The sequence below is a fragment of the Stenotrophomonas genospecies 3 genome, from assembly GCF_054473855.1.
In genome coordinates, this window is the sequence record NZ_JBTMUR010000002.1 from 413,003 (window position 1) to 426,836 (window position 13,834).

Sequence of the window (13,834 nt, forward strand, 5' to 3'; positions counted from 1 at the left end):
CGCCTTGCACCAGGACATCCCCACGCGGGTTTGCCGCCGTCGCGGCCCCCTTCAGGCCTCGGCGGCCGGGTCCGCATCGCAAGGCATGCAACGCTCTTTCTTGAACTTGATGTCTGCAGCGGTCTTCGCCAGCGCCTCGTAATGCTGGCGTATCTCTTCAAGGTGAGCGGGCTCCATCGATTCCAGGTTCAACAGCTCCTGGTTGGCATCCTTGCTGACCCGGATCAGTTCATCCAGCTTGATGTGCAGCGCGGCCGTATGGGCGTTCTGCGTATGCTGGATCAGGAACACCATCAGGAAGGTCACGATGGTCGCCCCCGTGTTCACCACCAGCTGCCACGTATCATTGAAGTGGAAGGCCGGCCCGCTGGCGGCCCAGGTGATGATCACCCCCAGCGCGGCGACGAATGCGCCCAGGCTGCCGGACAATCGTGCCGTTGCGGCCGCCACACGGGCAAAACCGCGCCGGATCACGCGTCACCTCCCGCGGCCTCCTTATCCGTGCGGCGGTCTGGCAGCGTGACCCGCTCCCCAAGGCGCTTGGCCTGCTCTTCCGGGGTTGGTGCAGCAACAAAGGGAGAGATCGGGTCACTGGCGGGGAAGGTTTCCTGCAGCGCTTCGTCATGGTTGCGGCGGTTGTGCAGCTTCGCCTGCAGTGGACTGACAGGATCGGGATTCTGCGCTTCCGGGTCCGGGTGGGGAAGGTCTTTCTGATCACGTTGCATGGTGCGGTCTCCAGGTTGGGTGCCACGGCTCAGGTGGCGCGCCCAGCATAGGAACTGCATCGTGAGCGGCCCCATCAAGGGCGGAGCAACGTGGCGTCAAGCCTTCAGGCAAAGCGCGTTAACAATCAGCAGGGCGGGGGTGTTCGGGGTCGGCCGCGACGGCGCCAGGCCATCACCTGGCCCACCACGGCCGTCAACAGCAACATCGCATTGGTCACCACGAAGATGGTGCTGCCCAGCATCGCGCTGTACACGGTAAACAGCGCGGACGCGGTCATCTGGCCCACGAACAGCCACTTCGATACCGCCTCGGGGTTTGGCGACTGCCACTGCTTCACCATCTGCCGGATCAACGTCGCCATCAGGACCGCCGTGGCGATCCAGCCAAGTACATCGGGATGCATGATCGCCTCCTATCGTGCAGATGACTCACGCTAGCCCTTGGCCGCGCAACGGCGTAGCAAGGGGAGGTGAAGGCGGCATTCCGCCTCCTGCGCCCTCACACCATTCACTCCGCAGCAGCGAGAATGGCCTACCGGGCGCGCCCATTGTGTGGCCCGCCCACCGAATGCAGGAACGCTGAAATGTCCAACACCCCCTTTGGTGAATCGTCATGCGCTGCCGCCGCCAGCGGTTGCGTCGAGGTGCGTGGTGCCCGTGAGCACAACCTCAAGAATGTCGACGTTTCCATTCCGCGTAATGCACTGGTGGTGTTCTCCGGCGTATCAGGTTCCGGCAAGTCATCGCTGGCCTTCGGTACTGTCTTCGCCGAGGCGCAGCGGCGCTACTTCGAATCCGTCGCGCCCTATGCAAGGCGCCTGATCGACCAGGCGGGCGTGCCCGATGTGGACGCCATTGATGGCCTGCCGCCGGCAGTGGCCCTGCAGCAGCAGCGCGGCGCCAGCAATGCGCGTTCATCGGTGGGCAGCGTGACCACGCTGTCCAGCCTGGTGCGCATGATGTACTCGCGTGCGGGGGCGTACCCGGCCAACCAGCCCATGCTGTATGCCGAGGACTTCTCACCTAATACGCCGCAGGGCGCCTGCAGTACCTGCCATGGCCTGGGGCATGTCTACGAAGTGACCGAAGCGCTGATGGTTCCGGACCCCTCGCTGAGCATCCGCGATCGCGCCATCGCCTCCTGGCCGCCGGCATGGCATGGCCAGAACCTGCGCGACATCCTGGTCACGCTCGGCTACGACATCGACGTACCGTGGAAGACGCTGCCGAAGAAGGACCGGGACTGGATCCTGTTCACCGAAGACGCGCCCAGCGTGCCGGTCTATGCCGGGTTCACGCCCGCAGAGACGCGTGCCGCGCTCAAGCGCAAGCAGGAGCCCAGCTACATGGGCACCTATACCGGCGCGCGCCGCTACGTGCTGCACACCTTTGCCAATACCCAGAGCGCGCTTATGCGCAAGCGCGTGTCGCGCTACATGGAAGGCCGGTTGTGCCCGGCGTGCCACGGAAAGCGCCTGAAGCCGGAGGCGCTCTCGGTCACCTTTGCCGGGGTGGATATCGGTGAGTTCATGCGGCTGCCGCTGGACCAGCTGGCGGCGCTGCTGGAGCCCATCGCACAAGGTGATTTCGGCGCGCACAGCACGGGCGCTCGCACCAACAGGAGCGCGACACCCCGCGATCGCGCCCGGAGGGCCGCGAGTGGCCAGGCGACTCACGAGGGTGCCCCCGACGTGCGGCTGACCTCCGCCCTGTCCGAAGAGAAGCGCTTGGCAGCACAACGACTGGCAGGCGGGGTCATGGCCCGTGTACGGCAATTGCGTGACCTGGGCCTGGGGTACCTCTCGCTGGACCGCGCCACGCCAACCCTGTCGGCCGGCGAACTGCAGCGCCTGCGGCTGGCCACCCAGCTCAGCTCGTTGCTGTTTGGCGTGCTGTATGTGCTCGATGAACCCTCGGCCGGCCTGCATCCTGCCGACAGCCAGGCGCTGTACGACGCGCTTGAGCGGCTGCGCGACAGCGGAAACTCGGTATTTGTGGTTGAACATGACCTGGAGTTGATGCGCCGCGCACAGTGGCTGGTCGATGTTGGACCGGAAGCAGGCGAGCACGGTGGCCAGGTCCTCTACAGCGGCGAGCCGGACGGCCTGCGCCAGATCCAGGAGTCGCGCACGGCGCAGTATCTGTTCGACCAGGTGCCGGCACCCGCCAGCCGCCAGCGCAGCGCAAACAGCTGGCTGGAACTGAAGGGCATCCACCGCCACAACCTGCAGGGCGTGGACGCACAGGTGCCGCTGGGGCTACTGACGGCGGTGACCGGCATTTCCGGCTCAGGCAAATCCAGCCTGATGGCGCAGGCGCTGCCCGAGCTGTTGCTGCTGCACCTCGGGCATGAGCCTGCCGACGACCGCGCCGATAGCGCGCCCACCGACGGACCGACCGTGATCGAAACGACGCGGGGCACATTGGCAGGCGATATGGACGCGATCCAGCGGGTGGTGCAGGTCGACCAGAAGCCCATCGGCCGCACGCCGCGCTCCAACCTGGCCACCTATACCGGGCTGTTCGATCACGTGCGCAAGCTGTTCGCCGCAACGCCGGCCGCGCGCCGCCGCCGTTTCGATGCCGGCCGCTTCTCGTTCAACGTGGCCAAGGGCCGGTGCGAGACCTGCGAGGGCGAGGGTTTCGTCAGCGTCGAGCTGCTGTTCATGCCCAGCGTCTATGCGCCGTGCCCCACCTGCCACGGCGCCCGTTACAACGAAGCCACGCTGAAGGTGCAGTGGAATGACCGCAACATCGCCGAGGTCCTGCAGATGACAGTCGACCAGGCGCATGCGTTCTTCAGCGAGGAAGAGGCCATTGCCCGGCCGCTGCAGTTGCTGCAGGAGATCGGCCTGGGCTACCTGCGGCTGGGCCAGCCAGCCACGGAGCTTTCCGGCGGTGAGGCGCAACGCATCAAGCTGGCCACCGAGCTGCAGCGCAGCCAGCGCGGGCGCACGCTGTACGTATTGGACGAACCCACTACCGGCCTGCATGCGTCGGACGCAGACAGGCTGCTGCTGCAGCTGCAGCGGCTGGTGGACGCGGGCAATACGGTGGTGATGATCGAGCATGACATGCGCGCGGTTGCACAGGCGGACTGGGTGATTGACGTAGGCCCCGGAGCTGGCGGGGCAGGGGGCACCATCGTCGCGAAAGGAACGCCGCAACAGGTGGCTCGCGCCAAAGGCAGCAGGACGGCGCCGTTCCTTGCCAGGGAGCTGGCGCTTATGTAGAGCCGAGCCATGCTCGGCTGACGAAGAATCCACGCACGTGGTTCCAGCACTGCACTCATCAACAGATGCGGGCTATGGACAATCAGGGCATCCACTGCAGTGCAGGTTGTACTCAACGGGCTCGGCGGTGATTCCAGACGCATCCTTCAAGGTAATCCGCTCCCTCCAGGTCAACGGGGGAGGGGGAATGACGGGAGGCGGGTAGAGCACGATGGGGTAGAAGCAGGCCCATGTGTAGTTGAGCGGGGACGGCATCTTGTCCGGCAACGTTTCCGTGGCGGGTTCGCAGGGCCCGCTCGGGCACACCGGGCGCTCCAGCGTCAACTCTATAGGGAACTTCGGAACTCCCTTGTACGCAACCGGAACGGAAAATGGCCTGAAATAATTCTCAGTGCGATCTGCGATGCCGGTAACTTCAAAGGCCTCCGTCAATACGGTAACGCCAAGTGCTGAAACCCGCTCGATGGGCATGTAGAACAGGTCGTTCTCAAATCCCGTGTCTTCACCGCCCCGGCCGTGAATGACGCCGACGGCCGCATTGTTCGAAAAGACCGGCCCACCGCTGTCACCTTCGACGCTGAGAGGACCTGGAGAAAGGTTGCGTGCACGAATGTACCTGCCTATGGCCCCATTATGATTGGACCTTGAATTCATATCCTCAATGGTCCCGCATGCGTAATGGCCGTGAATTCCACTCTTGCAGATCACATCCCCCACATGCGTCGAACTGGAGGGGAGCGTGCTGGTTATTTCGAGCGTCTGCGACGGACCATTGATCAGGGAGATTTCATTTGTCTGCGCGTGGCGCGGGCCCCTGGGCGGCTCTTTATGCCACTGGACATCGTAGTCGCCTACGTTCTGCTCGCTCTGGAAAACGAGAGGCGCGGCAATGCCCTGATAGGTCAGCGTATTGTCACAGTGACCGGCCGTGAGGACGCCAAGCTCACGATCTGCGTCGAAGACGTTGAAGCCAGTAGTGCAACTGAAGGCAGTACCGGTCAACTTATGGCCGCCGGAGATTGCGGTAGTGACAGTAAAGCCTTTCACTTGCTTGATCGCCATGAAATCGACAGCGCCCAGCAATGGCCGGAGTGCGCGTCTAGCGGCCGCTTCGTCCTTCACGTAAAAGGTCACAATGGACCGCTTGATATCAACGCCCGACTCGAACCCAACCTTCTTTGCGAGAAGCTGGGCCTCTGCCTCCGCCTGGGTCGCCAAGAGCATCTCGAGCGATTGAGCGGAAGTGCGGCCGGTAAATACAGGATCCTGCGTGTACTTTGCCAAGGTCTCTTTCGGCCTCTTCGTGAACAGCACGACGATCTTGAATTCTGGCTCATGCTCAACGTACAAGCCACCAAACGTATCCGGCTCAGATGCCTGAATCCTGGCTTCCAGACCTGCCGCAGAGATCGATTTCATCGACCTGTATTTTGCTTCGGCCTCAGATACATTGAACGTTCGCGAGTAGGTGTGTGCCGTGGGGTTGCCAGTTATCGGCTGGCCGTTCAGGGAGAATGCGAACGCACCGAGGGCGGACAATGCCAGGGCGCGCATGGATAGCTTCGTGCGCAGACTAATCATGGCTGCTCCTTTGCCTGACGCATCAAGTGAATCGTCATGAGTGGGCCAGTACAGGCATCCGGAATGGACGCAGCAAGACTCGAACGGAGCGATTCACCTCCATGCCCCCCTCCGAATGATGCGGCGATTCCGAATTCCATTATTTCCCCCGATCGTTCATCCTGCACGCCTACGGGAACGCCCCCCTTCATGGCCAGCGAGTAATCGTGAGGCCATGCTGCAAGATATGCCGTGCCACCTGGATCCACGAAGTAGACACAGCCATTGATTGGCCTCAACACCCCCCTGAGTAGCCCGGTTGCCAGGACCGCCCCCTGCTCAGGTGAGAGTCTGACAAGCACAAGTGATCGGCCCTCTTTGGCGCCAACCGGCATGATCGCGGCGATGCAGGAGGCAATCATCAAATAAAGGAGAGCCGCAAGCTTTGCTGAAGACCTGCAGGATACCGTGCACATCCCCACCTCCATGTCACAGCTGATTGTTGGCCCGCCCGGAATCCACTCGCATCTTCAACAATTACGTTACAGCGAGATTGAAGGTATTGACTTTCCCTGGACTTAACCGTGACCACCTTCACGAACGCGTGTTTTCAGATTACCCGCTCGCTCCCTGTAAAGCCGAGCTATTTTTGCGAACGAGGGGTAGAGGATTATTGCCAGGTACCGAGGTTCTGGCATGGCCATTTCCACGCCCTTGCAGCCGGGCCCGGATGAAATTCTGCACCGCCCGAATCCGCACGGGGGCGACTCTGACCGGGAACGGACACGCGGCGGGGCAGAAACACTCTGATGTGAGACGGGCTCCGGCGCGATGCCGGAGCCCCGGTTACTCACTTCTCCTGCAGGAAGTTCAGCAGATCCTGGTTGACCTTGTCCTTGTGGGTGTCGGTCAGGCCATGCGGCGCGCCCGGGTAAACAATCAGCCTGGCGCCCTTGATCAGCTTCGCCGACTGGCGGCCGGAGATGTCGATCGGCACGATCTGATCGTCGTCACCGTGGATGACCAGCGTCGGAACGTCGAACTTCTTCAGGTCGGCGCGAAAGTCGGTGGCCGAGAACGCGGCAATCGAATCGTAGGTGTTCTTGTGGCCACCCTGCATGCCCTGTGCCCACCATGCATCGATCAGCCCCTGCGACACCTTCGCGCCGGGGCGGTTGAAGCCGTAGAACGGCCCGGACGGGATGTCCTTGTACAGCTGTGCGCGGTTGTCCATCTGCGCCTTGCGGATGCCATCGAACACTTCGATCGGCAGGCCATTGGGGTTGTCGGCGGTCTTCAGCATGAGCGGCGGCACCGAGCTGATCAGCACCGCCTTCTTCACCCGGCCGGTGCCATGACGGCCGATGTAGCGCGCCACTTCGCCGCCGCCGGTGGAGAAGCCCACCAGGGTGACATCGTGCAGGTCCAGCGTGTTGATCACCGTGGCCAGGTCATCGGCGTAGTGATCCATGTCGTTGCCCTCCCAGGGCTGGCTGGAACGGCCGTGGCCACGACGGTCATGCGCGATGACGCGGTAGCCGTGGTTGGCCAGGAAGATCATCTGCGATTCCCAGCTGTCCGCGTTCAACGGCCAGCCGTGGCTGAAGGTCACGACCGGGCCGTCCTTCGGGCCCCAGTCCTTGTAGTAGAGCTGCACGCCATCGGCGGTGGTGATGTAGCTGGCGGTGCGCGCGATGCTGGTGACTGCCGCCGGCTTGGCCGGTTCGGCGGCCTGCGCGGACAGGCCGGCCTGGACCGAGAGGGCGAGGGCGGCAACGGCCAGGGAACGGGCAAAGGTGTTCATGCGAGGCGTCTCATGGGTGGGTGGTGAGACGTACTTTGCGACCGAAATCAGGCGCCTGGATGATGACATGTACGAATTTCTTGATAGATCGTCCTGCGCGAGCTTGCCCGCGCGAGAGGTCGCCGCGCCACCCGTTGACAGAGTAGAACGATCGTTCTACCTTGGCGTCGTGAACACAACTACCTCCGATACCCAGCAGAAGATCCTGGCCACGGCCGAGGCGCTGATCTACCAGAACGGGATCCACGCCACCGGCATGGACCTGCTGGTGAAGACCTCCGGCGTTGCCCGGAAGAGCATCTACCGGCACTTTGAAAACAAGGACCAGGTGGCCGCTGCGGCATTGAACGCGCGCGACGTGCGCTGGCTCACCTGGTTCCAGCAGGAGTGCAACAAGGCCGACACCCCGGAAGCGTGCATCCTCGGCATGTTCACCGTGCTCAAGGGCTGGTTCCAGTCCGAGGGCTATCGCGGCTGCGCCTTCATCAACACCGCAGGCGAGGTCGGCGACCCCGATGATCCGATTCGCCACATCGCCAAACATCACAAGCAGAAGCTGCTGGATTACACGCTGGAACTCACCACGCAACTGGATATCCAGCAGCCGGACGCACTGGCGCGGCAGCTGCTGGTTCTCATGGAAGGCGCCATCACCGTCTCGCGCGTGATGGGCGACTACAACGCCGCAGACACTGCAAGGGATGTTGCAGAAGTGCTGTTGGAGCAGGCCAGGCGCTGACGCCTGAGCCATCAAAATCCGTCGAAGCACCCCGTTCATCCATTTGATTGGAGGCCCCACCGTGTCCACTGAAGCACCCCGTCCGCCACTCCCCCCGTTCACCCGTGAATCGGCCATCGAGAAAGTTCGCCTTGCCGAAGATGGCTGGAACTCCCGCGATGCCGACAAGGTTTCGCTGGCCTATGCGCTGGACACCGAGTGGCGCAACCGTGCCGAGTTCACCCACGGTCGCGAGGAAGCGCGGCAGTTCCTGGCCCGCAAATGGAAGAAGGAACTGGACTACCGTTTGATCAAGGAACTGTGGGCATTCACCGACAACCGTATTGCCGTGCGCTACGCCTATGAGTGGCATGACGACTCCGGCAACTGGTTCCGTTCCTATGGAAACGAGAACTGGGAATTCGGCGCCGATGGATTGATGCAGCGCCGGTTCTCGAGCATCAACGACATGCCGATCAAGGAAAGCGACCGCAGGTTCCACTGGCCGCTGGGGCGCCGCCCCGATGATCATCCGGGGCTGTCTGATCTGGGTATGTGATTCGCATTGCTTCCTGGAATGCAACATCACGTCCCCCTCCACGGGCCTACCGCAGCAACGGTGTGCTGCCTAGGCTGATCGCACACGGCACATGCCGTGTTCCGGGCCCACCGCTTGCGCAGTGGCCCGCCTTCCCATGAACCCTGCAGCGCTGGCCTGCCAGGCATCGTGCCCTGGCAACGCCACGCCCTGCGCCGTGGGAAAACGCCCGGAATCGTTCCGCGCCAGCCTTGCATCGCTGCCCGCCCAATGCCCCTTCGTGGAGATCCCTCATGTTCAGTCTGGAAAACACCGCCGCGCCCATTGCCCCCGCCCTCGATGAACTGGTGCCCTCGCGCTACGCCCTCAAGGTGGGCGACGTCGAAGTGCTGGTGATCAGCGATGGCGTCCTGCCGTTGCCCACCCAGATGCTCGGCCACAACGTTCCGGCCGCCGACCGTGCCGAATGGTTCGAAGAGATGTACCTGCCGCAGGATGCCTTCGACTGGGCATTGAACGTGATGGTGGTGCACAGCGGTGATCGCACCATCCTCATCGATGCCGGCCTGGGCATGGACCCGGACCTGCAGCTGCCGCGCGCCGGCCAGTTGATCCGCCGCCTCGGTGCCGCCGGTATCAACCTGGGCGAAATCACCGATGTGGTGATCACCCACATGCACATGGACCACGTCGGCGGGCTGCTGGTTGAAGGCGTGAAGGAACAGCTGCGCCCGGACCTGAAAATCCACGTGGCCGCGGCGGAGGTGGAGTTCTGGAAGTCGCCGGACTTCAGCCGTACCAACATGCCGCAGGGGTTCCCCGATGCGCTGCGCGCCACGGCCAAGCACTTCTGGGCCGAGTACAGCAGCTACGTGCACACCTTCCAGGACGAACAGCAGATCGCGCCGGGCGTGATGGCCCGCCGCACCGGAGGGCATACCCCGGGCCACTGCGTGGTGCGCGTGGCGTCTGCCGGGCAGGCCCTGACCTTCGCCGGTGACGCGGTGTTCGCGGTCGGCTTCGACCAGCCGAACTGGCACAACGGCTTCGAGCACGACCCGGAGGAATCCGCGCGCGTCCGCATCGCCCTGCTTGTACGTCATCTTGAGCAACAGCTGGGTGCCCTGTTTCTGCGCAGACCACGATTTATTGAGCTGACGCCGGCGGGAATGGCTCTATTGCAGTACTGCCAAGAGATGGATTCGGCCGATCGCCGGCTTCAAGCCAAGCTCGCGAGCGCGGACAGCGATCAGGGGGAGTTTGCGCTGATAACCCCCGGGAGTGTTGGCCTTGCTCTTTACCCGGTGTTGCTGGACTTCCAGCGCACCCATCCCGGCTTGATCATTCGTCATCGCTTCTCGCCGGACCCAGAAATCCTATCGGCGGTACTGGAGAAGAAGTACGAGGTGGGTCTACTTGCACTTCGGCCGGATGACCCTCGGCTGCGGGCTGAGCCCTTCACCGAGGAGGCGCTTGAGCTGGTAGTTCCGAGAGGTGCCTGCGCGGACAGCTGGGCGGATCTTCAAAAGTTGGGTTTCGTTGATCATCCAGATGGCCAGGCTATGGCCACCCGCCTTCTCGCCCGCAAGTTCCCAGGAAATCCAGGCGTACGCGCGCTTCCTATACACGGCTTCACCAATCAGGTTGCGCTCATCCTTGAGCCGGTATCGCTCGGGCTGGGATTCACTGTCATTCCGCGACACGCCCGTGAATCCTTCGCTCGGCAAGACGCAATTGAGGTGGTTGACTGTGGATCTCCGGTGGTTGACACCCTCTGGATGATCCATCGATCCGAATGGCCACTGTCTGGGCCAGCTAAATGGTTGACCCAACAGCTTCGAGGCCTGCCTCGATTCAGCGGGAGGAGGGCTCCACCTCTCGCTGGAGCGGACTGAGGCCCCTTCTATACTGGTCTGGGGTCCGGCCAGAGTGTCGCTTGAACATCTCACTGAAAGACGTTGAGTTTGCATAGCCCAGATCGTCTGCAATCTGCGTAATTGATCGGTCTGAACCCAAGGCATCAATTGCCCTCAGAAAACGAAGCCGACTGCGCCACTCTCCGAACCCCATCCCTAGCTCGCGCTTTGCCAAGCGCTCAAGTGATCGAACACTAATGTGGTGGCGCTCTGCGACCTCAAGTGCCGACGGAGAGTCCTGAAGGGAGGTCTCGGCATAGCTCAGAATCCGCTTTAGCACGTCACCGCTGGCCAGCGGCAGGAAGCTCGACATCACCGGCGCGGCCAGAATCAGGTCAAGGGCGACCGCGGAGAGTCGCCGGTCTTCTGGCTTAACGGCCTCGCCGATGTCACGACGGGCCAGTTCGTCCAAGATCTCCCTAAGCAACGAGCTAACCGCTAACGCAGTCGGAATGCTGGGCATCTGCGCCGACGCGCCGACCGAAAGGTATGCGGATCGATAAGCAACCGCACCACGGTTTCGGGATGAGTGGTGAACACCAGGCGGAATCCATATCGCATAGTGGGTAGGGGACACCATCCAGTCCTCGCCTACCTGTAACTCCATGACACCCTGCGCAACATAGTTGAACTGCCCCCACGGATGCACACGAGCATCCCAGTCGGAGGGAGGCAAAGTCCCTTGCCGAACGTAGATGTCTCCAGGGATGGAGCTGAACGAGGGGACGGGGTCCATTGCCATGTCGCATTCAAGATGAAGATTGGCGCAAATTATGGATGTAACGAAATTCCGCCAAGTCTACGCTACTGGCTGTTGATATCCAGTATCTGAGGATGCCATGTACTACCTGCTCCCCCTCCTGGCCTGCCTTCTCTGGGGCGCCAACACCATCGTTACAAAGCTCGCTGCAGGGACCGTCGGCCCGGTCGATATTAGCTTCTGGCGATGGCTTGCTGCGGCCATCATCTTGCTCCCATTCGCCCTGCCGCGCCTGAAGTCGAACCTAGCGGTCCTGAAAGCCAATTGGGCACGCTTCCTCGTGCTCGGTGCTTTGGGCGGTGTCATGTTCCAATGCCTGGCGTACTACGCCGCACATTTCACTTCTGCGACCAACATGGGCGTTATCCAGGCACTCATCCCGTTGATCGCTCTTGCCTTGTCGCGCATCTTCATGGGTCACGCAGTCCGCGGTGGCGCAGTGATTGGTTCGATCATCTCCTTGGTTGGGGTGATAGCGGTAGTGTCCCATGGTGACTTTGAAGCCTTGGTTTCCCATGGAATCAACAAAGGTGACGCCCTGATGCTGCTGGGCGCTTTGGCTTTTGCCACCTACAATTTGCTGATGCACAAGTGGCGCATTCCCGTAACGCTGATCGAATCCCTGTTTCTTCAAGCCATGTCTGCAACGATCCTGCTGCTACCTCTTTTCCTTGTCGCAGGCACTGGCGTCCAGGGTGGCGCAGCCATCGGCTGCATTGCATTCGCAGCAATCGGCGCTTCGATCATGGCACCGTTGGCATGGATGACCGGCCTGCATCGGCTGGGCTCTGCTCGCGTGGCCGGGTTCTTCAATCTCGTCCCGATCGTCACTGCATTGCTTGCGGTGGTGGTCCTCAAAGAGTCTCTGAGCACCTGGGTCGTGGGTGGCGGTTTGATGGCAGTATTTGGTGTGGTACTGGCGGAGTACGCAGCTCGCAAGAAGCCTGACGAGGTCATGGTCGTGGATGACACCTCGACCAAGCGCTGAAAGACAATTGCATAGCTGCAGTTCAAATGAAAACGGGCCGCTTGAGGCCCGTTCTCCTTGTTCGGGGAACGCTTCTTCGGCTAGCCAGGTTCAAAGGGCCCTCTCCTCAAGGTGAAGTTGCATCTAGACAGCGCTCTTCAGCTGAGTTGGGCACATGCCGGTTAGTCGGCGAAACATTGCAATAAAAGGGGAGGGGCCGCTATAGCCCAGCCGCTTGGCAACATCACCAACTTTGCAGTCGCTCTGGAGGAGAGGGAGGGACGCAGCAAGCTTCAGCCTCTGGCGCCACTCACAACATCCCAGGCCAGTAGCGGCAACCCAGCGTCTTGCAGGAGTCCGAGAGGATACGCCAGCAACTTCTGCCCATTGAACTAGTGACTGGCCACTTCCTGGATCGGCTTGTAGCGCATCGATGATGGGGGCTAACAAGCGCGAAAACGCCAAGAATGCGCGGCCAAAGCTTCTGTTCCGGTAACTCAGCGAATGACCGGGGATCACCCCAAAGCGGAAAGGCTAACAGTAGGAACCGGGGATGCTTCGCGGCCCAGCTGCGCATCTTGCGCTGCCGCCGCCAAGCGATAGCCTTTGCGTCTCGAAGCTTGTGTAGGGCGCAATCCTCCACGTCAGACAGTCGCGCCGAAAGGGTATAGGCCCCGCGACAAGCCCATCGGAGGCATTTAGGGGTTCGCTTTAGCGACCTGTGGAGCTGCTGTGGAGTGGGCCGGAGAAATGTCTTCACATCAACAACTGTAAAGACGTCGCTTCACCCGGATCTACACGAGGGTTCAGACCCCACGGTTCCACAAAACAGCCTAAAGTTTCGACCCGGCACGCCGAGGCCGATCTACGTCACGGATTTCCGGCAGGGCGTGCCCCTTCCATCCGGTTGGCCGTCTGTCACTGGCGTGTGCGCCTGGTCCCGACCGGCCGGCAAGAAGCGCGAACCTACCGCTACACCCTAAGGGGCTTTAGTCTTTGATTCGCTTCTCAAAGTTTGTGATCAACTTGCCCAGCGAAAGGCCTGTCAGGCGGGCGATATCTCTCAGCTCCACCACATCAACCCTTCTCTTGCCTGTTTCGACGTCGCTGATGAATGACTGGCTGCGGCCCAGCATGCTGGACACCTGGGCCTGGGTCAGACCGGCAGCTAGCCGCGCCTCGCGAACAGCCTCAATGAGGGCAGCGTACTCTTTTCGATGGATGGACTTCGACACGGCCGCGCCTTGGCTGAGCGGCCTAGAAAGCTATATCCAGTTCTCCGATATCTAAAAACCAGATATTCTGTCTTCTTCATTGACAGGGGGACGCATGAGCGAACAGCCATACCGCTTCATCACCGCGGCCAGAAGCAGAGCAACACTGATCCTGGCAGCATCAGCACTGCTAGCTGCCTGCAGCGGTCCGACAGACAAGAAGATGGTTACGAATGGAACCCAGCAGCAATACCGGCAGTCAATTGACGCTATCGACGCGGAACTCAATGCCCACGAAAGAGCGGCCTTCAACTGGGCAGTCGCTGGGATGAACCTTGAAGAGGGTCGGCAGGGAATCATTACGTACAGGGCCAAAAGCTGCCTAAGCGACTGAATTTC

Annotated in this window: 14 protein-coding genes; 6 read left to right on the forward strand and 8 right to left on the reverse strand. The window is 61.6% G+C overall.

Annotated features, from left to right (window positions below; translation table 11 throughout):
* Positions 1 to 51: 51 nt before the first annotated feature.
* From ACX9OT_RS04300 to ACX9OT_RS04310, 3 genes are all read right to left on the reverse strand, one after another.
* Complete coding sequence (locus ACX9OT_RS04300) at positions 52 to 474, reverse strand: low affinity iron permease family protein (RefSeq protein ID WP_459001142.1); 423 nt, start codon at positions 472 to 474, stop codon at positions 52 to 54.
* On the reverse strand, positions 471 to 725 hold the full coding sequence (locus tag ACX9OT_RS04305; RefSeq protein ID WP_049463392.1) for a hypothetical protein: 255 nt from the start codon (positions 723 to 725) through the stop codon (positions 471 to 473). Before ACX9OT_RS04305 ends, ACX9OT_RS04300 begins: the two co-directional genes overlap by 4 nt.
* 125 nt (positions 726 to 850) lie before the next feature.
* On the reverse strand, positions 851 to 1,129 hold the full coding sequence (locus tag ACX9OT_RS04310; protein WP_459001144.1) for a hypothetical protein: 279 nt from the start codon (positions 1,127 to 1,129) through the stop codon (positions 851 to 853).
* 180 nt (positions 1,130 to 1,309) lie between these two features.
* On the opposite strand from ACX9OT_RS04310, the gene ACX9OT_RS04315 reads away from it, so the two are divergent.
* Entirely contained in the window at positions 1,310 to 3,958 is a 2,649-nt protein-coding gene (locus tag ACX9OT_RS04315) for an excinuclease ABC subunit UvrA (RefSeq protein ID WP_459001146.1), read from the forward strand.
* Positions 3,959 to 4,030: 72 nt separating this feature from the next.
* Here ACX9OT_RS04315 and ACX9OT_RS04320 read toward each other — a convergent pair whose 3' ends face one another.
* Positions 4,031 to 5,539: a S1 family peptidase gene (locus tag ACX9OT_RS04320; protein WP_459001148.1), complete on the reverse strand. Its 1,509-nt coding sequence runs from the start codon at positions 5,537 to 5,539 to the stop codon at positions 4,031 to 4,033.
* 829 nt (positions 5,540 to 6,368) lie between these two features.
* Positions 6,369 to 7,322, reverse strand: a complete 954-nt coding sequence (locus ACX9OT_RS04325; RefSeq protein ID WP_459001150.1) for an alpha/beta fold hydrolase — start codon at positions 7,320 to 7,322, stop codon at positions 6,369 to 6,371.
* 169 nt (positions 7,323 to 7,491) lie between these two features.
* On the opposite strand from ACX9OT_RS04325, the gene ACX9OT_RS04330 reads away from it, so the two are divergent.
* The 3 genes from ACX9OT_RS04330 (at position 7,492) to ACX9OT_RS04340 (ending at position 10,473) form a co-directional block, all read left to right on the forward strand.
* Complete coding sequence (locus ACX9OT_RS04330; RefSeq protein WP_071228241.1) at positions 7,492 to 8,061, forward strand: TetR/AcrR family transcriptional regulator; 570 nt, start codon at positions 7,492 to 7,494, stop codon at positions 8,059 to 8,061.
* Positions 8,062 to 8,122: 61 nt separating this feature from the next.
* Positions 8,123 to 8,599: a nuclear transport factor 2 family protein gene (locus ACX9OT_RS04335; RefSeq protein ID WP_459001152.1), complete on the forward strand. Its 477-nt coding sequence runs from the start codon at positions 8,123 to 8,125 to the stop codon at positions 8,597 to 8,599.
* A 272-nt stretch (positions 8,600 to 8,871) separates the two neighbouring features.
* Positions 8,872 to 10,473, forward strand: coding sequence for a LysR substrate-binding domain-containing protein (locus ACX9OT_RS04340; protein ID WP_459001154.1), 1,602 nt, complete (start codon positions 8,872 to 8,874; stop codon positions 10,471 to 10,473).
* Here the strand turns inward: ACX9OT_RS04340 and ACX9OT_RS04345 are convergent.
* On the reverse strand, positions 10,433 to 11,236 hold the full coding sequence (locus ACX9OT_RS04345) for an AraC family transcriptional regulator (RefSeq protein ID WP_043033503.1): 804 nt from the start codon (positions 11,234 to 11,236) through the stop codon (positions 10,433 to 10,435). The two genes, ACX9OT_RS04340 and ACX9OT_RS04345, sit on opposite strands and share 41 nt — an antisense overlap.
* 97 nt (positions 11,237 to 11,333) lie before the next feature.
* Between ACX9OT_RS04345 and ACX9OT_RS04350 the strand changes: the two genes are divergently transcribed.
* Positions 11,334 to 12,242: a DMT family transporter gene (locus tag ACX9OT_RS04350; RefSeq protein WP_043033504.1), complete on the forward strand. Its 909-nt coding sequence runs from the start codon at positions 11,334 to 11,336 to the stop codon at positions 12,240 to 12,242.
* Positions 12,243 to 12,365: 123 nt separating this feature from the next.
* Here ACX9OT_RS04350 and ACX9OT_RS04355 read toward each other — a convergent pair whose 3' ends face one another.
* On the reverse strand, positions 12,366 to 12,740 hold the full coding sequence (locus ACX9OT_RS04355; protein ID WP_080334755.1) for a helix-turn-helix domain-containing protein: 375 nt from the start codon (positions 12,738 to 12,740) through the stop codon (positions 12,366 to 12,368).
* A 470-nt stretch (positions 12,741 to 13,210) separates the two neighbouring features.
* Positions 13,211 to 13,456: a helix-turn-helix domain-containing protein gene (locus ACX9OT_RS04360; protein WP_043033505.1), complete on the reverse strand. Its 246-nt coding sequence runs from the start codon at positions 13,454 to 13,456 to the stop codon at positions 13,211 to 13,213.
* A gap of 94 nt (positions 13,457 to 13,550) precedes the next feature.
* Between ACX9OT_RS04360 and ACX9OT_RS04365 the strand changes: the two genes are divergently transcribed.
* A complete protein-coding gene (locus tag ACX9OT_RS04365) occupies positions 13,551 to 13,829 on the forward strand; it encodes a hypothetical protein (RefSeq protein ID WP_033835997.1) in 279 nt (92 codons plus the stop codon).
* The last annotated feature ends 5 nt before the right edge of the window (positions 13,830 to 13,834 follow it).